Here is a 20,769-nt window from a genome sequence, read left to right on the forward strand (position 1 = left end):
TTACTGCTTCGGGGTAATGCGGGTGATGCGGTCACCCTTCGGATCTTCGGCGCCACGCGACTTGTTCACCGCGAACACGTTGCCCTTGCCATCGGCGCGGACATGGTTCGGCAGCGTGCCGCCATCGAGGTTGGCAACCACCTTGCCGTCACCATTCACCACGGTGACCGTGCCGGCGCCCCGGTTGCTGACGTAGGCCAGGCCGGAGGCATCATCGAAGGCGACGTTCAGCGCGCCGGCGCCGACCGGCACGTCGTGCAGCACCTTGCCTGCGGCCACATCGACGATCAGCAGGTTGTCGGTGCCCTGCGAGGCCACGTAGAGGCGGTTGCGTGCCGCGTCGAAGGCCACGCCCGAGGCACTGATCGAATTGCCGAGGTCGATGACCTTCTCGACCTTGCCGCTGGCCACATCGATCACCGCCGCTTCCGGGGTGCCGATGCTGACGGTGAACAGCTTGCCGCCCTTCTCATCCAGCACCAGGCTCATCGGGGTGAACTTCCCGTCATCGACGCCGGATTCGAGCGTCACCGGCGGCAGTTCCTTGAAAGTCCTGGCATCGAACACCGACAGGTGGTCTTCACCCGTGGCCGAGGCGAACACCTTGCCGCGGGTGCCATCGACCACCACGTCGCGCGCGTGCGGCACAGTGTCGGCCGGGAACTGGTGGACCAGCGACAGGTCCTTCTGGCGATAGACCGCGATCGAGTTCTGGCGGGTGTTGGTCACCCAGACGTTGCCGTGGGTGTCATCCACGCCCACACCGTAAACCGCGTAGACCGCACCATGGGTGTTGCCCGGCACCTGCGCCGGGGTGATCGCCTGGGTCACCTTCAGCGACGTCGGGTCCAGCTTCAGCAGCTGCGACTGGGTCACCGGCGGGCGCCCCACCGCCGAGGTCACGAACACCGCATTGCTGGCGGCGCTGTAGGCGGACTGGTACAGGCCGGGCACCAGCTTGCTGGACTGGGTGGCGAACTGCGCCTGGCCGGACAGCGGCAGCTGCGGCGACACGCGCAGCTTCAGCACCGTGGCTGCGGCCGGCTGACTGGCGCGCACCACCACCGGGTGGGTGCCCGGCACCGCGTCGGTCGGGATGCTCAGCTGGGTCTTGAAGTTGCCATCGGCATCGACCACCAGCGGCTGCGCGTTGAGCACGCTGTCGCCACGCAGCAGGCTGACCTTCTGGCCCGGCACGAAGCCACGGCCGACCACGTCGGCAGTGCTGCCGGGAACCACGTTCTCACCGCGTGAGACGACCTCACCCTTGAAGGTGGCGTTGGCCGGCTGGTCGAACACCGGCTGCGCGGTGGCGGTCACCGCCAGCAGCAGGCCGGCAGCAAGAGTGGTAAGACGGAAAGACGGACGGAACGACATGGCAGGCTCCTTGCACACGTAGGCCGCGCCACGTGGCGCGGGATTCATCGGTTGCCTGGGCCGCTGCACGCCGGCAGCCTCGCCTGGGTGGTGGGATCGCACGGCATCGCGTGCGGGTCGGCTCACTCGGCGGCGTTGTCACCGCCATTGGGTGCGCCATCGCGGGTACTACGGTCGGTTACGCCGTACAGCTCGTGCAGCGCCGCGTGGAACGAGGCGGGCAGCATCGGGCCATGGCCCAGGCCAGGAAATTCCCGGTAGCGCACGCTCAGGCCCGGCACTTTGCCCAAGCGCTCGGCCAACTGCATTGCCGCGTCCGGCGTGGCGCCACCGATACGGCGCAGGTGCGCCACCACGCGCGGATTGGTCATGTCACGCTTGCCGCGATCGCCGACGCGCTCGGCGCCGCCCAGCATCAGCCACAGGCTGGCCTGCTGGCCGTGCACGTTCTGCACGAACTGCTGTTCCGGATCACCCAGGGCCGCACCCTGGCTCCACCACAGCGAGGGGCTGGCCGCCAGATACGACTGGAAGGCGGCGGGACGCGTGTACAGCGCATGGAGCACGAACAACCCGCCCAGCGAGTGCCCCCACAGCGCTTGCTGCTGCGTATCGATGCGTGCGCGACGCTCGACCTCGGGCTTGATGCGGCGTTCGATCACATCCAGGAAGGCCGCGGCGCCACCGCCGACCGCCTGGGTTGTGCCGCCCTCGTCGTCGGCACGGTCGATCCACGCGGTGTAGTCGCGGGTGCGCGCCTTGGAATCGATGCGCAGGTCGTTGTCGTAGCCGATCAGCACCAGCACCGGTGGCGCCTTGCGCGCGGCCAGTTCGGCCAGCAACGGCTGGTCCAGCACCATGGCCACCGCATTGCCATCCAGTGCGTACAGCACCGGCGAGGGCGCCTTGCCAGGCTTGACCGGGATCGCGAGATTCACCCGCCAACGGCGCTGCTGGTCCGGGCTGTCCACCACGAAATGTTCGAAGCGATAGCTGATCGCCGGCTCGTCGAGCACGGTATGGCCGATCGTCTGCAGCGGATTGCGCTGCTGGGCATGGGCGTACGAGGTGACCAGGAGCAGAGCCATCATCAGGGCGGCCAGGCCGCGGGCCAGCGGACCACGGCGCGAAGGCGGGACGAAATGCTTCATCAGCGGCGGCAGACGCGGCACGGGGCCGCCGGTTCACAGGGGACCGCAGTCTACCTTAAACGCGAATGATTATCACATAGATCAAACGTCACGCTGTGTATCACGCGCGCGATGTGTTCATTTTCCCGGTTGCGCTGGAAACACCGGATCCACTATTTTCCCAGGCGCCGGGGCGCAGGAGCGCCCCGCCCTCGCAGGGCTGCGGATGGATGGGTGATCGAGCCATCGGCCGCGCCCTGTCCATGGCTGCCCGCCTCCACGCGTGGCGTGGATCTGCCGACCATCCTCCGCGCATGACGCGGAGGTCACCACCACCCACGGGAATGGATCCCGTGACTGCGAGAACACCTTGAAGCGCACCGCCCTGATCGCCCTTTCCCTCGGCCTGCTTGCACCGCTGGCTGCCCATGCCGCACAGGACCTGCCAACGCTCTACCAGGCCTTTGAAGAAGCCGGCAATTCGTCTCTGGGCATGGACCAGCTCAACCAGACGGTGACCTTCACTGCCGTAGCCCTGAGCGTTTCCAGCAACCTGGCGGGCGAGCCGCTGATCGAGGCCGGCGACGACCAGGGCAATGTGCTGGCCCGGCTGACCAGCGACGACGAACAGCAGGCGGCCAAGCTGGGCGCGCTGGAAGAAGGCGCGACGTTCACCGCCAGCTGCACGCTGCAGTTCAGCTCGGGCACCGACTACCTGTCCTTCGGCGACTGCACCATCAAGTAAGGACGAAGCCGGCGAAATGCCGGCTTCATTCTGCTGCCCTGTAGCGTCGAGGCGCGCTCGACTCGCGCCGTGTCACGGTCCCGAAGGCACCGGACCGTATGCATTCTCCTGCGGCGTGCCCGGCAGCAGCGCGAATACGAAGATCACCAGGCCACCGAACGGAATGAAGGCCAGCAGGTACATCCAACCCGACTGGTTGCAGTCATGCAGGCGACGGACGGTCACCGCGATGACCGGCAGCACGGTGGCCAGCCAGAACACGACGAACAGGATGATCGACGCAATGCCGAGGACGTCGGACTGCATCACCAGCCCGGCAACGAGCGGCACCATCAGTACGGCCGATACGATCAACAGGAACAGCTGGAACATCCAGTACTCGCGACGGTTGGCACGACCCTCGAACTGGGCGTAACGCTTCAACGGCAGAATCATTTCCTGCACGGCATCGATCCTTGAAAAAGTGGCCGCGCAGTGTGCCAAAGACCGGCGGCGGGAACAATGCAGCGTCGAGCATGGCTCGACCCCACATAAGCCGGCTCAACGGCCCTTCGCGGCCCGCGCCGCTTCGCGCTCGGCACGCAGCCGGTCCAGCTTTTCCTTCAGCTTGATTTCCAGGCCGCGCGGCACCGGGTTGTAGTACACCCGTTCGCCCATCGCGTCCGGGAAACCGGTCTGGTCCAGCGCGATGCCACCTTCGGCATCGTGGTCGTACTGATATTCGGCGCCATAGCCCAGCTCCTTCATCAGCGTGGTCGGCGCATTGCGCAGGTGCAGCGGCACCTCTTCGGTACCGCTCTGACGCACGTCGGCCTTGGCCTGGTTGAAGGCCGCATAGCCGGCGTTCGACTTGGCAGTGCTGGCCAGGTACAGCACCAGCTGCGCGAAGGCGAGTTCGCCTTCCGGGCTGCCGAGCCGCTCGTAGATGTCCCAGGCTTCCAGCGCCATGCTCTGCGCGCGCGGATCGGCCAGGCCGATGTCCTCGATGGCCATGCGGGTCAGCCGGCGCGCCAGGTAGGACGGATCGCAGCCGCCATCGAGCATGCGGGTCAGCCAGTACAGTGCGGCGTCCGGGTTGGAACTGCGTACCGACTTGTGCAGTGCCGAGATCTGGTCGTAGAACTGCTCGCCGCCCTTGTCGAAGCGACGGGTGCGATCGGCCAGCACCTGGGTCAGGGTCTGCGGCGTGATGCGCCCCCCCTCCCCGCCCGCCAGTTCGGCGGCGATCTCCAGCAGGGTCAACGCACGGCGCACGTCGCCATCGGCGGCGGTGGCGATCTCCAGCAGCAGTTCGGGCGCGACCTCGATGCGCTCTTCGCCCAGGCCGCGCTCGCGATCCCCCAGCGCACGTTCCAGCGCTTCGACGATATCGGTCGGCGAAACACCTTCCAGCACATGCACGCGGCAACGCGACAGCAGCGCCGAGTTCAGCTCGAACGACGGATTCTCGGTGGTGGCGCCGACGAACAGGATCGTGCCGCGCTCGATGTGCGGCAGGAATGCGTCCTGCTGCGCCTTGTTGAAACGATGCACTTCGTCCACGAACAGCACGGTGCGCCGGCCCTCCGCGAAGCGTTGCGCGGCTTCGGCCAGCACCTGGCGCACCTCCGGCAGCCCGGACAGCACGGCAGAGATGGCACGGAATTCCGCATCGGCGTACTCGGCCAGCAGCAGCGCCAGCGTGGTCTTGCCGCAGCCCGGCGGCCCCCACAGGATCATCGAATGCACGCGACCGGATTCGACCGCGCGGCGCAGCGCGCTGTCCGGCGCCAGCAGGCGCTTCTGCCCGACCATTTCGTCGAGGGTGCGAGGGCGCATGCGCTCGGCCAGCGGGCGCAGGTGCTCCCGATCGACGCTCAGCAGATCGGGACCGGGGAAGGAAGTGGAGCGATGTCTTGGCACGCGGTTATTGTACCGCGAGCGCGTGACGGCCAAGGTTGGCACCCACCGCACCAGACCATGATCGGGTAGTGCCGGCCGCTGGCCGGCAGCCCCAGAATCTGTCGGAAATGAGCCGCAGCTGCGCAAGCCACCTCGTCGATAAGTCACTGATTCAACAGGAATCCATACTGGGCAGTTCCGCGTACTGTTTCCAGCAACTGAAAATTTGAGAGACCCAGCCATCTAGGACCCAAGCGTGCGCGATCCCGAATCCAATCTCCTTGAGTTCATTGCTGGTTGCGCTGTCGACGAGGACATCTACTACCTGGCTGCCGCCCTTGGCCCCGGGCATGACTACTACGACCCGGATCCCGGCCCACCCACCCGCATGTTCGTCTTTGGCCGCACCCCCAAAGAGGAGTGGTTCTACCATGACCTGCAGGACTTCCAGGTCATGTCCACAGAGCTTGTCCCAGAGGAAGAAGGCGGTCGCCCCCGTCGTGTGCTTGCGCTGGATTTCTATGGGCAGCTGGAAGATTACTCCCGTGCCGGGGCAACGATCGAGTACGTCTCGGCTGAAGGCGCCGACTTCCCCGGAGGTCTTACCCGTTTGCGACTGCTGGGCGACGCCCTTTTCTGCGCGGGCACAAGAGGACAGATCTATCATCGGGGCGACGGCGGATGGCGGCAGCTTCCAACCCAATTCGCGACTGCCTTCTGCGAGGAGGACGAAGACGAGTCGGATCTGGATGACTTCGACAGTTGGCTCGAAGATTTCGGCCACCTGCTCGAACTGGGCGATGCTCCCGCACTTCCTCGAGATCCGATGGAACGCGACGCAGAGCTTCGCCGAAGATTCGCCGATTGGCGCGCCCACATGACCCATGTCCGGGAGGATGAGCGATTCAACCAGCTACTCGCTGAGTTCCGCATGGGCAGCGTGAACGACCTCTGCGGAACGGGCTTTGCTGACCTCTACGCAATCGGCTCCCAAGGCCTGATTGCGCACTGGGATGGCTCGAGCTGGACCGTGCCCGAACAAGTCACTACTGCGGAGCTGTTTCATGCTTGCAGGACCGACCAGGGCCGCTTGGTCTTTGTAGGCATGGACGGCACCATCGTTACGGGCGACATCTCCACTGGATTCGAGTGCTTGCACCACGACGTCAGCGAAGGCATCAACTTCAACTCTGCGTGCCAGTACAAGCAACAGGTTTACATCGGCTCGGAGAATGGCGGCCTCTACGTATACAGTCTAGAAACTGGCGCAGTTGAACCGTTGCTGGAAGGCATCCCCGAAGAACTGAGAGATGCAACGATTGTTGATATCAGTTCCGTCGGTAGCGTGCTGTGGGTGCTGACGCCCTGGGACCTGATTCGATTTGATGGCACCGCGTGGCAGGTGATCGTTCATCCGGACAACGGATGAGCCGGCCGCTGGCCGGCAGATCCCAAGCGTGCCAGCCAACGGTTGGCACCCACCGGATCCGGTAGCGCCGGGCCATGCCCGGCCCCCTGATCAATCACCGATGACGTCGGTGCCCTTCGGCGGGGTGAAGCTGAAGGTGCCGGCGGCGAAGCCCGGGTTGCGCTTCCAGCCACTGAAGCTGATCACGGTACGCTGGCCAACCGCATCGGTGATTTCCATCTTGGCCAGGCCCTGCGCGTTGAAGCCCAGCGCCGCGTACTGGAAGCTGGCTTCGGTCTCGCGCTTCGGCGACAGCGACAGCCACTGCAGGCCATCGCGCTGCGCAGCCTCTTCGCTGACGTCGTACTGCTGTTCCAGCAGCGCCGGATTGATCAGCGCGGTCAGCGGGCTGTTCTGCTCTTCCTTGCCCTGCTCGCGCACGGTGGCCTGCTCCAGGTCCGGCTCGTACATCCAGACTTTCTTGCCGTCAGCCACGATCAACTGCTCGTGCGGGCGCACATATTCCCAGCGGAACAGGCGCGGCGCCGACAGGGCCACGCGGCCGCTGGTCGATTCCTTCACCTTGCCGCGGCTGTCGAACACCTGCTGGCTGAACTGGCCATCCAGGCCCTTCAGGCCGCTGGTGAAAGCCTTGAGGTCATCGCGGGCGCCAGCCCAGGCACTGCCGGCGGCGGCGCAGGCCACGGCCAGGGTGGTGGAAGCAAGGAAACGGCGGAAGCGGACGTTCATGCGGAAATCCTGTGGGCACGCAGGCCAGGAAAGTTGGATGTGAGTGTGCCCGGTGCAAGCTGAATGGGCGATCAGGGCGACATTATGCCGCCCTGATCGTCGAACGGCGATGCACGCACGAAGGCGGCTTCATCCACGCAGGGCACGGTTCTACTTCAGCCGGCCGTACAGCACCTGGCCACGGAAGCCGCGCCGCACTTCGCGATACAGCGCGCGGAACGCCGGATAGTCCTGCGGCTGGCACAGCGCCTCCGGGCCACGCACCGCATTCTGCTGCAAGCGGTGGTGCACGATCACGTCCTGGCCCTCGCGGCTCCAGTCCACGCGGTACTCGCCGGCGGCGTTGGCGAAACGCTGGCTGGCCGGGATGGCGATGATCGGTGCATTGGCCGGGAACTGCAGGCGATAGGTTTCCTCGCGCAGGCTGGCATTGCAGTAGAACGGCGTTTCGTTGGCCGGCGCCGAGGCAGTGGCGTATAGGCCGCGCACCGACTCGCCGCCCGGCGGGTCCGGCACGGCCATGCCCCCGGCCACGCTGAAATCGGCGTAATCCTCGGCCTGGAACGCCATGCGATAGCCGAAGGGCCGGGTCAGGTCGCCTGGCACGCCCTGGATCTGCAACTGCCCCCGCCCGTCGAAACCCGACGCGGCCATGATCTGCTCCTCAGCGCGCGCACGGTTCTGCGCGTTGAGCTGTGAGAACTGCGCGCGCATGCCGATCTCGGCGTTCTCGCCCAGCTTCGGAATCGTCTCGCCGCGCAGGTCGCCATTGGCGTCGAAGGTGAAGCGCACTTCCATGGACGTGGCGTTGCGATCGGGCGTGTTGGCCGGGGTGCGCGCCAGCGTGGCGTCGCGGGTGCGCACCACCGGCGCCCCCAGATCGCCTTCCGGCAACTGTCCGAAGCGCGCCCATGCCGTGGTCGAATCCAGGTACAGATCGAACTCGGGGATGTAGGTGATGGCGTGGTTGAAGCGGCCCAGCACCGGAATCTTCGGCAGCGTCGGACCGCCCCCGGCACCGATCAGCACCGGCGAACTGGCGATGCCCTTGGCCGCCAGCAGCGCTTCCAGGATCGTCACATGGTCCTTGCAGTCACCATAGTGGTTGTCGAGGATGCTCTGCGCGCTGTTCGGCTCCAGGCCACCATTGCCCAGGTACACCGCCACATAGCGGATGTTCTGCGCCACCCAGCGGTACAGCGCATCGGCCTGCCCGCGGCGGTCGCTGATGCCGGCGGTGATCTGGTCGGCCAGCGCCTGCAGTTCCGGCGTGACCTGCGCCGCCGGCCCGGCCTTGCGCTGGTAGGCGCGGCCCATCTGCGCCCAGTCACGATACGTGCTGGCCATGATGTTCGGGCCGAACTCCCACCCGGCGGCCGACCAGTTCTGCGCCGGCATCGCCTCACGCCGCTGGTAGCGCCAGCGCCACTGCGCCTGGCCGTTCTTCACTGTCGGGCGATCGCTGCCCTGCACGCCGCGGCTGTCGATGAACATCGGCAGGTTGGCCGGCGCACTCAGGGTGACCTCGGCGTCCTCGTATTCGGTGAAGACATTGAAGGTCTCCCACAGGCCGAAATAGCCCGGGAAGTACGGCGTCAGCTGGGTCCGGCGCACCTGGTAGTACAGCCGCGTGCCCGGCGCCAGGTTCGGGAACACGATCACCCGCACCTTGCGGTCGGCGTACATCGCCGCCGAGGCGCTGGAGTAGCTTTCCTGGGTGTAGATGCGATCGGCCGGCACGTCGCGGCGCTGGCCGTCGGCGGTGATGGTGTAGGCGCCAAGCACCTCCAGGGTTTCCATCTTCTCGCTGTAGCTCAGCCGCACCTGGCTGAACTGCTCGACCGAGGCCTTGGTCTTGAGCAGCACTTCGTAGGTTTCGGTCTGCACATTGCCCGCATCCGGCCGGACCTGGTAGTCGGCGCGGTAACGGACAATGCTGAAATTATTGCTGGCTTCGGTATCGCCGCTGGTGGAAGGCGGCGCCGTGGCGGGCGCGGAGGTGGCGGTTTCTGCCAGTGCCGGACTGGCAGCCAGCAAGGCTGCCAGCGCCAGTGCCAGCGCGCTTGGTACGGGGTGAAGCATGCGTCGGTTCCTTGGACGTCGTGGGGGATACCTCGGGTCTTACTTCGGCGGCGGCGGTGCCAGCACCGTGCGGTCGCCGTTGTGCTCGGGCGGGCTGACCACGCCGGCCGCTTCCATGGCCTCGATCAGTCGCGCTGCACGGTTGTAGCCGATCTTCAGCCGGCGCTGCACGCCGGAAATGGAGGCGCGGCGGGTCTCGGTGACCACCCGCAGCGCTTCGTCATACAGCGGGTCGGACTCGTCGCCGGCCGCACTGGTCTCGGGCAGGCCGGTGGCACCGACAACCACGCCGTCGCCCATCGTCTGCACCTCGTCCAGCACCCCGTCGACATAGTCGGCCGGGCCCATCGCCTTGAGGTGCTCGACCACGCGGTGCACTTCGTCATCGGACACGAACGCACCATGCACGCGCTCGGGCAGCGCGGTGCCCGGCGGCAGGTACAGCATGTCGCCGTGGCCGAGCAGGGTTTCCGCGCCGGACTGGTCGAGGATGGTGCGCGAGTCGATCTTGGAGCTGACCTGGAAGGCGATACGGGTCGGGATGTTGGCCTTGATCAGGCCGGTGATCACGTCCACCGACGGGCGCTGCGTGGCCAGGATCAGGTGGATGCCGGCCGCACGCGCCTTCTGCGCCAGGCGCGCGATCAGCTCTTCGACCTTCTTGCCGACGATCATCATCATGTCGGCGAATTCGTCGATGAAGATGACGATGAACGGCAGCGTCTCCAGCGGTCGCGGCGCCTCGCCCAGTTCCGGGTTCGGCTTGAACAGCGGGTCCATCAGCGGCTGGCCGGCGTCCTGGGCTTCCTTCACCTTCTTGTTGAAGCCGGCCAGGTTGCGCACGCCCACTGCGCTCATCAGCTTGTACCGGCGCTCCATCTCGGCCACGCACCAGCGCAGGCCGTTGGCGGCCTCCTTCATGTCGGTGACCACCGGTGCCAGCAGGTGCGGAATGCCCTGGTAGACGCTCAGTTCGAGCATCTTCGGGTCGATCATCAGCATCCGCAGGTCCTTGGGCGAAGCCTTGAACAGCAGGCTCAGCACCATCGCGTTGACCGCCACCGACTTGCCCGAACCGGTAGTACCGGCCACCAGCAGGTGCGGCATGCGCGCCAGGTCGGCCACCGTCGGGCGGCCGGCGATGTCCTTGCCCAGCGCCAGGGTCAGCACGCTGGCCGACTTGTCATATTCCTTCGAGCGCAGCAGCTCGGACAGGAAGATCATCTCGCGGGTGACGTTGGGGATCTCCAGGCCGATCACGGACTTGCCCGGAATGACATCGACCACGCGCACCGACTTCACCGACAGGCCACGCGCGATGTCCTTGTCCAGCGAACTGATCTGGCTGACCTTGATGCCCGGTGCCGGCTCGATCTCGAAACGGGTGATGACCGGGCCAGGGTTGGCGCCGACCACCTGCGCATCGATGCGGAAATCCTTCAGCTTGAACTCGATCTGCCGCGACAGCGTTTCCAGCGTTTCTTCGTCATAGCCCTTCGGCTGCGGCTTGGGATCATCCAGCAGCGCCAGCGGCGGCAGGTCGGAACCATCGCCATTGACGCCACGGAACATCGGAATCTGGGTGTCGCGCTTGGCCCGATCACTCTTCTCGATCACCGGCTCCGGACGCGGCTCGATCTTCACCGGCTCGCGCTTGGCGCGCACCTCGGCGTCGGCCTTGCGCACTTCCTGGCGCTCCTCGCGCATCACCCGGGTCTGCTTCCACTCGGTGACTTCTTCCTTCTTGCGTTCCAGCAACGGCGCCAGCGACATCACGCCGCGACCGATCTTCTCCATCACCGTGAACCATGACAGCCCCGTCGCCAGGGTGATCGAGGCCAGCAGCAGCACCAGTACGAACAGGTTGGCCCCCAGCGCGCCGAAGCCCACCGTCAGCGAATTGCCTACCAGCTTGCCGAGGATGCCACCGGCACTGGCGACATCGCCACTGAACAGGCGCACATGCAGGAAGCCGGTGCCGGCAATCAGGAACCCGACCAGACCGACCAGGCGCAGTGCCGGATCCAGGTCGTTCTCGCCCTTGCTCTCGCGCTTGAGGCCGAACATGGCGATCCAGGCCAGCGCGCCCAGCACGATGGGCAGCAGGAAGGCGATGTAGCCAAACAGCTGCAGCAGCACGTCGGCGATCCAGGCGCCGGCACGGCCGCCCAGGTTGTGCACCGGCGCGACCACGCTGCCGGTGTGCGACCAGCCCGGATCGGTCGCTGAATAGGTGAAAAGACTGGCCGCCAGATAGAGCAGGGCCGGCGCGATGGCGATCAGGCCCAGGTCGCGCCAGAGGCGCTGGCGGCGTGGATTGTCGGTCGTCGCCGCCGCGGCCGTGCGACGTGACGCCTTGCTGTCGTCCGACTTGGAGCGTTCAGGGACCTGCTTCGCCACCTTAGACCATACCTTTGGAATGCGCTGTTAGTGATTGATAATAAATGAGACGGCGTCAGTTTTCAGTTATGCGACATCTGGCCGGGTCCGGACAGGGCCGAAACCACCGCTGGATGACGGCGTTCTGTTCATCGGCTTGAATCGCCCTGCCCCAGCCGCCACTCTATGACCTGCCGAGGATGCTGCGCAAACATCGCCAGCGCCTTGTCCCATCTACCTTTTCGCGAGTTTACATGAGCACCAGCCTGCCCTCCCGCCACCAGCGCCTCGTCATCCTCGGTTCCGGACCGGCCGGCTGGACCGCCGCCGTCTACGCGGCCCGTGCCAACCTGAAGCCGGTCGTCATCACCGGCCTGCAGCAGGGTGGCCAGCTGATGACCACCACCGAGGTCGACAACTGGCCGGGTGACGCCCACGGCCTGATGGGCCCGGACCTGATGGCGCGCATGCAGGCCCACGCCGAGCGCTTCGAGACCGAGGTCATCTTCGACCATATCCACACCGCCGACCTGTCGCAGCGCCCATTCAAGCTGATCGGCGACAGCCATGAGTACACCTGCGACGCGCTGATCATCGCCACCGGCGCCACCGCCAAGTACCTGGGCATCCCGACCGAAGAGACCTTCAAGGGCCGCGGCGTCTCCGCCTGCGCCACCTGTGACGGCTTCTTCTACCGCGACCAGGACGTGGTCGTGGTCGGTGGCGGCAACACCGCCGTGGAAGAGGCGCTGTACCTGTCCAACATCGCCCGCAAGGTCTACCTGGTCCACCGCCGCGACACCCTGAAGGCGGAGAAGATCATGCAGGACAAGCTGTTCAGGAAGGTTGCCGAAGGCAAGATCGAGACCGTCTGGCACCACCAGGTGGAGGAAGTGCTGGGCAACGACGCCGGCGTGACCGGCGTTCGCGTGAAGTCCACCCTGGACGGCAGCACCCGCGACATCGACGCCCACGGCTTCTTCGTGGCCATCGGCCACCACCCGAACACCACCTTGTTCGACGGCCAGCTGGCGATGAACAACGGCTACCTGGAAATCCGTTCGGGCCTGGGCGGCAACGCCACCCAGACCTCGGTGGAAGGCGTGTTCGCCGCCGGCGACGTGGCCGACCAGCACTACCGCCAGGCGATCACCTCGGCCGGCTTCGGCTGCATGGCCGCTCTGGACGCCGAGCGCTATCTGGACGCGCAGGGCAAGGCCAGCTGAGAAGCGAACCTGCTTCTGTTGCGTTGAGCGATGCTCGACCGAGACCAAAGGCCGGCGCGAAAGCGCCGGCCTTCGTGCTTTCAGGAGTGCCAGGCCATGCCCACCCTCACGTCCGCACGCACGCCTGCGAGAACTCGACAGGTGCCGACGCAACCCCGTCCGCGTCCCTCAGGAGCGCACTCCAGCGCGCGACGCCCGTGCCGACGCCATTGCAGGCAAGATTGATCACCACCGGTTGCATCGGATCATCAAAGGTCCTCGTCGACGAGGAGCACGCACCCACCTCGGAACAGGTCGTCAGCGAGAGCTCCACCGACAACGGATATTGGGGGTTCCCGGCATAACGGACTTCGACATCCCGGGCCGATTGAACGGGCACATCGGTGTCTGGAATCGGATGCAGCGCCAAGGGCTCGCACGTCTTTCCCGTAGCCCACAGGCGATAGCCCTTTTCCACCCCTTTCATCGACGCCGAGCGGAAGACGGGATCCTGCAAGGCAGCCACATCGTCAGGATTGGAGTGGTAGGCGGTTTCGACGATCACCGAGGGCATCTTCCCGATGCGGTTCTCGCCGTGCCTGGCCGAGGTCGAACTCTCGCGAATCGGGAAATCCCGATAGCCCGGTTGCGCTCGGATGATTTCACGCATCCCACAGAGAATGCTATCCGCCAGCGCCTTGTCCTGCGGTTTGTCCTGATGATAGTAGACCTCGGTTCCACGCAGGCTGGCTGAATCGCTGCCATTGGTGTGCAGGCTCAGCATCACATCCACACCCAGATGGTTTGCGTAGTTGGGACGAGCCCGTATGTCCTCTTCCTTTTCGCGAGCAGACTCTGGGCTGTTCGGAAACTCATTCCACATGTCGGTGCGTTCGGGGAAAAGCGCCTTGAGGTGGTAGCGGGATGACATGTGCTCCCATGGCTTCCCGGACTCCGGATGGAGTTCCGTGGAGCGGCTGCGTGCCCGGTGCACCGTCAAACCGCTACGTTGTTCGATCAATCCTTGCAGTTCGTCACCAAACAGTGGACTCAGCGTGTCTTCCTGGATGCCGAGAGGCGCTGGGCGCTGGAACTTCCATTCTCTGCTGGGATGCAAGCTGATGTAGCCATGGCTTGCTGACACCAAAGCTGATGTATGCGTCGACTTCTCTTTCGTCTTCGGCGGAACGGCCAGATCCTCGGGGTAGTATTCCTCAAGGGTTTTTCCGTCAAACAGGAAGTCAATATCATTCACATCCAGTCCCGACTTCTCGGCGTAGTGCCTCAACGTAGACGCCATCGGAATCAGGAAGAGCTCGTCATAACCGCGATCCGGGCCGGGAAGGTATCCAGGCCCAAAGCTGATCACCATCGATCTTGCCTTCACATCCAGACGGATGCTGACGCTGATTTGTCGCAGCTCACCCCTCTCCTGCAAATGACGCGTCAGCTGGTTCGCAGCTTCACGCTCCAACAGCGCAACCACCTCCGCGTAGGCACCTGGATCCTCAAGCACTTTTGCCGGCTGATCTCCAGAAGCCAACACGGGCGGCGCAAAGATCAGGCCGCACGCGACCGCGGCAGTTGCAAGCTTCAATCCCTTCATCGTTGATTTCTCCATGTGGTGGGATGCGCGCCGCTCATGCAGCGCCCCGCCACCCTGCCGACCCGTGCGCCGGCGATTCCGCACCCAGCGCACACGGATGGACAATTCAAATTCTCCTCACCTCCAACCGAAACAAACCAACCCAGCTCCGCCAACACCGTTCGCGATCCACCTGGCCTATCCTTGCCAACCATGCCCTCCACCCGCTTCCTCCACTCCCTTCAGTCCATTCCCGCCACCGATTGGGATGCCCTGCACGACGGCCAGAACCCGTTCGTCAGCCATGCCTTCCTTTCAGGCCTGGAACAGCACGGCTGCCTCCGCGAGGACTGGGGCTGGCAGCCCCGGCACTTCACGCTCTGGGAAGGCGACACCCTGATCGGCGCCATTCCGGGCTACCTGAAGACCAACTCCCACGGCGAATTCGTGTTCGACCATGCCTGGGCCAACGCCTATGCCCGGCATGGCCGCGACTACTACCCGAAGTGGCTGGGCGCGGTACCGTACTCGCCGGTCACCGGGCCGCGCCTGCTGGCCCGTCACGATTCAGATCGCGCCGCGTTGCTGTCGGTGTTGCGTGATGCGCTGTCGGCACTGGAGGTGTCATCGGCCCATGTCAACTTCCACACCGCAGCGGACGAAGCGCTGTTCGGCGAGGACTGGCTGCTGCGCGAGGATGTGCAGTTCCAGTGGCAGAACCCCGGCGAGTGGGCAACGTTCGAGCAGTTCCTCGCCGCGATGGACCACAAGCACCGCAAGAACATCCGCCAGGAACGGGCCAAGGTCACCCGCCAGGGCATCACTTTCCGCGTGGTGCACGGCGACGAGGCCAGCCGCGCCGACCTGCAGGCGATGTACCGCTTCTACCTGCAGACCTTCCTGGAATACGGCAATGCCCCGGCGCTGACCGAGCCCTTCCTGCGCCATCTGGCGATCTCGCTCGGGCGTGGGCTGGTGCTGTTCCTGGCCGAGCAGGAAGGCCAGCCGATTGCCGGCGCACTTTGCCTGCGGGGCGGCAGCACTCTGTATGGCCGCTACTGGGGCGGGGCCACCCTGCCCGGCCTGCATTTCGAAGCCTGTTACTACCAGGGCATCGAGTACTGCCTGCGCGAAGGCCTGAGCCGTTTCGAGCCGGGCGCGCAGGGCGAGCACAAGCTGGCGCGCGGCTTCCTGCCGACCCTGGTGCGCAGCCGGCACTGGGTGGCGGACGCGGATTTTGCCGAAGCGCTGCAGGACTGGTGCCGGCAGGAGCGACGGGATGTGCGGCGGTACCGGCAGGAGCTGCTGGGGCACAGCCCATTTCGCGCGGACGGGTGACCTGCCAACCAAGGTGGGCATCTGCCGCGGCATTCGCGCGGGGCCGCGACGAATACAATGCCGGCATGACCCGCCAGCTGCCCTGGCGCCTGGCCGACGCGCCGGACGCGCCCTTTCCCCCAGCCGAGACCGCCCTGCGCCAGCCCGACGGCCTGCTCGCCGTGGGCGGCGACCTGCACCCGGCGCGCCTGCTCAACGCGTATGCGGGCGGCATCTTTCCGTGGTTCAGCGAGGGCGAACCGATCCTGTGGTGGTCGCCTGACCCGCGCATGGTGTTCCGCACCGATGGCGTGCATCTGTCCAGCCGCTTCCGCCGCCAGCTGCGTGGCTGCGACTGGGAGGTCACTGCCGACACCGCGTTTGGCCAGGTGATGCGCGCCTGCGCCGCCGCGCCGCGGCCCGGCCAGGACGGCACCTGGATCAGCCCGGCCATGATCGAGGCCTACAGCCAGCTGCACGACCTCGGGTTTGCCCACTCGTTCGAGGTCTGGGACCGGCAGACGCTGGTCGGCGGCATCTACGGCGTGGCGATCGGTACCGTGTTTTTCGGCGAGAGCATGTTCAGCGGTGCCAGCGGGGGCTCCAAGATCGCGCTGGCCGCGTTGGCGGCCACGCTTGGCGGCTGGGGCTGGCCGCTGATCGATGCCCAGGTGGAGAATCCACACCTGCTGCGGATGGGCGCCACGCATCTGCCGCGCGCGGCGTTTCTGGATCACGTGCGCCTGGCGGTGCGCGACAAGGGCCGTGAAGGCCCGTGGACGCAGGCGGTGGGACGCCTGTCGGCTCGGCGTTTGGCCGGGGGTTAACACAAACTTTGCAAGCTGGGCCGGTCACGCGTAAAATACTGCGCCTTAGGCCCAGCGTGGCCGTTTTCTGAACCGCACAGGACTACATGTCGAAAGACGATTCCATCGAGTTCGAGGGCACCGTCAGCGAGACGCTGCCGAACACCACTTTCCGCGTTCGTCTGGAAAATGGGCACGAGATCATTGCCCATATCTCCGGCCGCATGCGCAAGAACTACATCCGCATCCTCACCGGTGACCGGGTCAAGGTTGAAATGACCCCGTACGACCTGACCAAGGGCCGTATCACCTACCGCATGAAGTAAGCGGTCGGCGCCTGGCGCCACGTCGACAAGGCCAGCCCTGGTTGCTGGCCTTTTGTCATGCCTGCCATCCGGCCCTGCCGGAGGTCATCGTGACCGAACTCACCGTGACGTCGGTCAGCCCTGCTTGCGGCAGATTCGCATCTGCATCCGCGGCGGCATCGTAGGAACCGATCCAGTCCGGATCGCCATCCCCTGCCCCGCCATGAACATGCCCTCGCTGACCGCCCTGCTCATCGCCCTCGTCGCGTCCGCCAGCGCGCTGCCTGCGCGCGCCGCCGATACCCCCGCTGCGGCGAACGCCGCTGACTGCATCCAACTGGGCGGCGACCAGCAGCTGGTGCGCGCCGGCGCCTCGCGCAACATCCTGCTGCGCAATGGCCAGGACCACTATGTCGTGCATTTCCAGGACGACTGCTCCGCTGCGGCCCATTCGCGCAAGCTGAGCTTCTTCACCGATGGCCAGCAGGGCCTGCTGTGCGCCGCCGGGCGCAGCCAGCTGCGCACCGACGCCAACCGCTGCACCGTGGCGCAGGTCGAACCCATCGACGAGGCCACCTTCAAGAAGAAAGCCCGCCAGCGCAGCCGCTGACGTCGCGTACAACAAGGGCGGCCGAAGCCGCCCTTGTCAGGAAGGGTTGTCACCGCACAGGCGCAACCAGTGGCAGCACCCGCGGCTGCTCGTGCTGCCGCGCCAGCCAGAGGTCGTAATTGGATTGCAGCCCCATCCAGAAAGCCGCCGTACTGACCCCGGCCATTTCCAGGCGGATGGCCAGATCAGGACTGATGCCCGCCTTTCCGTTCAAGACCCGCGACAATGCCACCCGCGACATGGCCAAGCGCTCGGCCGCTTCGGTCACAGAGAGATCCATCGGATCGAAGACCATCGCCTTGATCGTCTGCCCTGGATGTGGGTGGTGATGAATCATGCGCAACCTCAGTGATAGTCCAGGTAGTCCAGCAGCTCCACATCGCCACCGGTGAAACGAAAGGTGATCCGCCAGTTGCCATTGACCCACACAGACCAATGCCCCCTCCGGTCGCCCCGCAGCTTGTGCAGGCGCAATCCGGGCATGGCGAGATCCTCGGGACCCGATGCCACGTCCAGGATCGACAGGATCATCAATACCCTGCTGGTGTGACTGTGTCGGATCCCGCTGCTGATACCGGAGCGGTAGAGCCGCTCGAGGCCTTTGTGGCGAAAGCCGATGATCATCACTGTATCCCGTATCGTTGCGCGATACAAATGAAGTAATCCCCATCGCGCTCACGAAACAGCATTGATGCCTTCGCACCCTTCCAGCAAGGCCGCAGGCGACAGGCCCAGCACAACAAGGGCGGCCGAAGCCGCCCTTGTCATGTCAGGTCCGTCGAAACCGGACGGAGGTCAGTTCATTCCACCGTGACCGGCAGCAAGCGCTCCGGTTCGGCCTGGGTCTCGACCACCAGTTCGTCGTCGCGCACATCGATGCTCACCTTGCCGCCATTGACCAGCTTGCCGAACAGCAGCTCGTCGGCCAGCGGCCGCTTGATCTTGTCCTGGATCACGCGGGCCATCGGACGGGCACCCATCAGCGGGTCGAAGCCGTGGTGGGCCAGCCAGTCGCGCGCGGTCGGCGTGGCCGACAGGCTGACGTGCTTGTCCTGCAGCAGCATCTCCAGCTCGATCAGGAACTTGTCGACCACGCGCAGGATGTGCTCGAAGCCCAGCGCCTGGAACTGCACCACCGCATCGAGGCGGTTGCGGAACTCCGGGGTGAAGCTGCGGCGGATGGTCTCCATCGCGTCGGTGGCATGGTCCTGCTTGGTGAAGCCGATCGAACGCCGCGAGGCCTGCGCCGCGCCAGCATTGGTAGTCATCACCAGTACAACGTTCTTGAAGTTGGCCTCGCGACCGTTGGTATCGGTCAACACGCCGCGGTCCATCACCTGCAACAGGATGTTGAAGATGTCCGGATGCGCCTTCTCGATCTCGTCCAGCAGCAGCACGCAGTGCGGCGTCTTGACGATCTTCTCGGTCAGCAGGCCGCCCTGGTCGAAGCCGACATAGCCCGGAGGGGCACCGATCAGGCGGCTGATCGAATGCGGCTCCATGTACTCGGACATGTCGAAGCGGACCAGCTCGATGCCCAGCTGCAGCGCCAGCTGCTTGGTCACCTCGGTCTTGCCGACACCGGTCGGCCCGGCGAACAGGAAGTTGCCGATCGGCTTTTCCGGATTGCCCAGGCCCGAGCGGGCCAGCTTGATCGCCGAGGACAGCGTCTCGATGGCCGGGTCCTGGCCGAAGATCACCATCTTCAGGTTGCGCTCCAGGTGCTGCAGCACGTCCTTGTCGGTGGCACTGACCTGCTTGGTCGGGATGCGCGCCATCTTGGCCACGATCGCTTCCACTTCCTCGACGTCGATCAGCTCCTTGCGCTGGCCTTCCGGCAGCAGGCGCTGGCGGGCACCGGCCTCGTCGATCACGTCGATGGCCTTGTCCGGCAGCAGGCGGTCGCCGATGTGCTTCACCGACAGGTCCACCGCCGCCTGCAGCGCTTCGTCCGAATAGGTCACGCCGTGGTGCAGCTCGTACTTGGACTTCAGACCCTGCAGGATCTCGTAGGTCTCGCCCACGGTCGGCTCGACGATGTCGATCTTCTGGAAGCGGCGGGCGAGCGCCCGGTCTTTCTCGAAGATGCCGCGGTATTCCTGGAAGGTGGTCGAGCCGATGCAGCGCAGCTCGCCGGAGGCCAGCGCCGGCTTGATCAGGTTGGACGCATCCATGGTGCCGCCCGAGGCCGAGCCGGCACCGATGATGGTGTGGATCTCGTCGATGAACAGCACCGCGTTGGGCACCTTCTTCAGTGCGGTCAGCACGCTCTTCAGGCGCTTCTCGAAGTCGCCACGGTACTTGGTGCCGGCCACCAGCGCGCCCAGATCGAGCGAGTAGATCACCGCGTCGGCCAGCACTTCAGGTACCGAGCCCTCGACGATGCGGCGGGCCAGGCCCTCGGCGATGGCGGTCTTGCCCACGCCGGCCTCACCCACGTACAGCGGGTTGTTCTTGCGACGGCGGCACAGGACCTGGATCGTGCGCTCGATCTCGTCGGCGCGGCCGACCAGCGGATCGATGCGGCCGGACCGCGCCTGTTCGTTGAGGTTGCTGGCAAATTCGGTCAGTGCATCGCCCTTCGGCTCGCCCTCCCCGCCCTCCATGCGGCCCTCGCCCTCGGAGGAGGAGGACGGCTGCTCGCCTTCCTCGCCCAGCTTGGCGATGCCGTGGGACAGGTAATTGACCACATCCAGCCGGGTCACATCCTGCTGGTTGAGGTAATAGACGGCATGGGAGTCCTTTTCGCCGAAGATGGCGACCAGCACGTTGGCGCCGGTGACCTCCTTCTTGCCCGAGGACTGCACGTGGTAAACGGCCCGCTGCAGCACCCGCTGGAAACCCAGCGTCGGCTGGGTATCGCGGCCGTCATCTTCGGCCAGGCGGGACACGGAGGCCTCGATGGCCTGCTCCAGCTCCTGGCGCAGGCGTTCGGCGTCGGCACCACAGGCCTTCAGTACGGCCTGGGCAGACGGGTTGTCGAGCAGTGCCAACAGCAGGTGTTCGACCGTCATGAACTCATGCCGGGCCTCACGGGCGCGCTTGTAGCACTGGCCGATGGTGTGTTCGAGGTCTTTGCTGAACATGGATTACTCCGGCGGCAGATGGGAACAATATGCGGCCTGACTACGCGATTTCCATCACCCTAGCGGATTGCTGCGTTCAGATGGCGTTAGCACTGCAGATCGC

The 20,769-nt window shown here is 65.5% G+C and carries 18 protein-coding genes; 7 read left to right on the top strand and 11 right to left on the bottom strand.

Annotated features, from left to right (window positions below; translation table 11 throughout):
* Nucleotides 1-1,377 carry a YncE family protein gene (locus tag AC5P9I_RS18775; RefSeq protein WP_049467704.1) on the bottom strand — a complete coding sequence of 459 codons (1,377 nt, stop codon included), beginning with the start codon at nucleotides 1,375-1,377 and terminating at the stop codon, nucleotides 1-3.
* A gap of 122 nt (nucleotides 1,378-1,499) precedes the next feature.
* The gene (locus tag AC5P9I_RS18780; RefSeq protein WP_049467817.1) at nucleotides 1,500-2,528 is read right to left on the bottom strand and encodes an alpha/beta hydrolase; all 1,029 of its coding nucleotides are present in this window, start codon (nucleotides 2,526-2,528) and stop codon (nucleotides 1,500-1,502) included.
* 349 nt (nucleotides 2,529-2,877) lie between these two features.
* On the opposite strand from AC5P9I_RS18780, the gene AC5P9I_RS18785 reads away from it, so the two are divergent.
* Nucleotides 2,878-3,252, top strand: a complete 375-nt coding sequence (locus AC5P9I_RS18785; protein ID WP_049467707.1) for a hypothetical protein — start codon at nucleotides 2,878-2,880, stop codon at nucleotides 3,250-3,252.
* Nucleotides 3,253-3,324: 72 nt separating this feature from the next.
* Here AC5P9I_RS18785 and AC5P9I_RS18790 read toward each other — a convergent pair whose 3' ends face one another.
* Both AC5P9I_RS18790 and AC5P9I_RS18795 read right to left on the bottom strand, forming a co-directional pair.
* Nucleotides 3,325-3,696, bottom strand: a complete 372-nt coding sequence (locus AC5P9I_RS18790) for a DUF805 domain-containing protein (RefSeq protein WP_049467709.1) — start codon at nucleotides 3,694-3,696, stop codon at nucleotides 3,325-3,327.
* Nucleotides 3,697-3,792: 96 nt separating this feature from the next.
* Nucleotides 3,793-5,070: a replication-associated recombination protein A gene (locus AC5P9I_RS18795; protein ID WP_231353070.1), complete on the bottom strand. Its 1,278-nt coding sequence runs from the start codon at nucleotides 5,068-5,070 to the stop codon at nucleotides 3,793-3,795.
* Between the two features lie 319 nt (nucleotides 5,071-5,389).
* On the opposite strand from AC5P9I_RS18795, the gene AC5P9I_RS18800 reads away from it, so the two are divergent.
* Complete coding sequence (locus AC5P9I_RS18800; protein ID WP_049467712.1) at nucleotides 5,390-6,562, top strand: hypothetical protein; 1,173 nt, start codon at nucleotides 5,390-5,392, stop codon at nucleotides 6,560-6,562.
* A gap of 90 nt (nucleotides 6,563-6,652) precedes the next feature.
* On the opposite strand, the gene lolA is transcribed toward AC5P9I_RS18800, so the two are convergent.
* From lolA to AC5P9I_RS18815, 3 genes are all read right to left on the bottom strand, one after another.
* The gene (lolA, locus tag AC5P9I_RS18805; protein WP_049467715.1) at nucleotides 6,653-7,291 is read right to left on the bottom strand and encodes an outer membrane lipoprotein periplasmic chaperone LolA; all 639 of its coding nucleotides are present in this window, start codon (nucleotides 7,289-7,291) and stop codon (nucleotides 6,653-6,655) included.
* Nucleotides 7,292-7,441: 150 nt separating this feature from the next.
* Complete coding sequence (locus tag AC5P9I_RS18810; RefSeq protein ID WP_049467718.1) at nucleotides 7,442-9,373, bottom strand: DUF3857 domain-containing protein; 1,932 nt, start codon at nucleotides 9,371-9,373, stop codon at nucleotides 7,442-7,444.
* A 39-nt stretch (nucleotides 9,374-9,412) separates the two neighbouring features.
* Nucleotides 9,413-11,773: a DNA translocase FtsK gene (locus AC5P9I_RS18815; protein WP_064238502.1), complete on the bottom strand. Its 2,361-nt coding sequence runs from the start codon at nucleotides 11,771-11,773 to the stop codon at nucleotides 9,413-9,415.
* Between the two features lie 233 nt (nucleotides 11,774-12,006).
* On the opposite strand from AC5P9I_RS18815, the gene trxB reads away from it, so the two are divergent.
* On the top strand, nucleotides 12,007-12,978 hold the full coding sequence (trxB, locus tag AC5P9I_RS18820) for a thioredoxin-disulfide reductase (protein ID WP_005416486.1): 972 nt from the start codon (nucleotides 12,007-12,009) through the stop codon (nucleotides 12,976-12,978).
* A gap of 106 nt (nucleotides 12,979-13,084) precedes the next feature.
* Here the strand turns inward: trxB and AC5P9I_RS18825 are convergent, their stop codons facing one another.
* On the bottom strand, nucleotides 13,085-14,563 hold the full coding sequence (locus AC5P9I_RS18825; protein ID WP_049467723.1) for an N-acetylmuramoyl-L-alanine amidase: 1,479 nt from the start codon (nucleotides 14,561-14,563) through the stop codon (nucleotides 13,085-13,087).
* A gap of 192 nt (nucleotides 14,564-14,755) precedes the next feature.
* On the opposite strand from AC5P9I_RS18825, the gene AC5P9I_RS18830 reads away from it, so the two are divergent.
* The 4 genes from AC5P9I_RS18830 to AC5P9I_RS18845 all read left to right on the top strand — a co-directional run bounded on the left by AC5P9I_RS18830 (nucleotide 14,756) and on the right by AC5P9I_RS18845 (nucleotide 17,580).
* Nucleotides 14,756-15,880, top strand: coding sequence for a GNAT family N-acetyltransferase (locus AC5P9I_RS18830; protein WP_049467726.1), 1,125 nt, complete (start codon nucleotides 14,756-14,758; stop codon nucleotides 15,878-15,880).
* A 65-nt stretch (nucleotides 15,881-15,945) separates the two neighbouring features.
* Nucleotides 15,946-16,686: a leucyl/phenylalanyl-tRNA--protein transferase gene (aat, locus tag AC5P9I_RS18835; protein WP_049467729.1), complete on the top strand. Its 741-nt coding sequence runs from the start codon at nucleotides 15,946-15,948 to the stop codon at nucleotides 16,684-16,686.
* 86 nt (nucleotides 16,687-16,772) lie between these two features.
* The gene (gene infA, locus AC5P9I_RS18840; protein ID WP_005409596.1) at nucleotides 16,773-16,991 is read left to right on the top strand and encodes a translation initiation factor IF-1; all 219 of its coding nucleotides are present in this window, start codon (nucleotides 16,773-16,775) and stop codon (nucleotides 16,989-16,991) included.
* A 202-nt stretch (nucleotides 16,992-17,193) separates the two neighbouring features.
* Nucleotides 17,194-17,580 (top strand): hypothetical protein, encoded by a 387-nt coding sequence (locus tag AC5P9I_RS18845; RefSeq protein WP_049467732.1) that lies wholly within the window; start codon nucleotides 17,194-17,196, stop codon nucleotides 17,578-17,580.
* Nucleotides 17,581-17,629: 49 nt separating this feature from the next.
* Here AC5P9I_RS18845 and AC5P9I_RS18850 read toward each other — a convergent pair whose 3' ends face one another.
* The 3 genes from AC5P9I_RS18850 to clpA form a co-directional block, all read right to left on the bottom strand.
* On the bottom strand, nucleotides 17,630-17,917 hold the full coding sequence (locus AC5P9I_RS18850; protein ID WP_049412360.1) for a HigA family addiction module antitoxin: 288 nt from the start codon (nucleotides 17,915-17,917) through the stop codon (nucleotides 17,630-17,632).
* An 8-nt stretch (nucleotides 17,918-17,925) separates the two neighbouring features.
* Nucleotides 17,926-18,204, bottom strand: a complete 279-nt coding sequence (locus AC5P9I_RS18855; RefSeq protein ID WP_049467735.1) for a type II toxin-antitoxin system RelE/ParE family toxin — start codon at nucleotides 18,202-18,204, stop codon at nucleotides 17,926-17,928.
* Between the two features lie 176 nt (nucleotides 18,205-18,380).
* A complete protein-coding gene (gene clpA / locus AC5P9I_RS18860) occupies nucleotides 18,381-20,666 on the bottom strand; it encodes an ATP-dependent Clp protease ATP-binding subunit ClpA (protein WP_049467738.1) in 2,286 nt (761 codons plus the stop codon).
* Between the last annotated feature and the right edge of the window lie 103 nt (nucleotides 20,667-20,769).

This window comes from Stenotrophomonas sp. YJH_SMC_29, assembly GCF_059371235.1.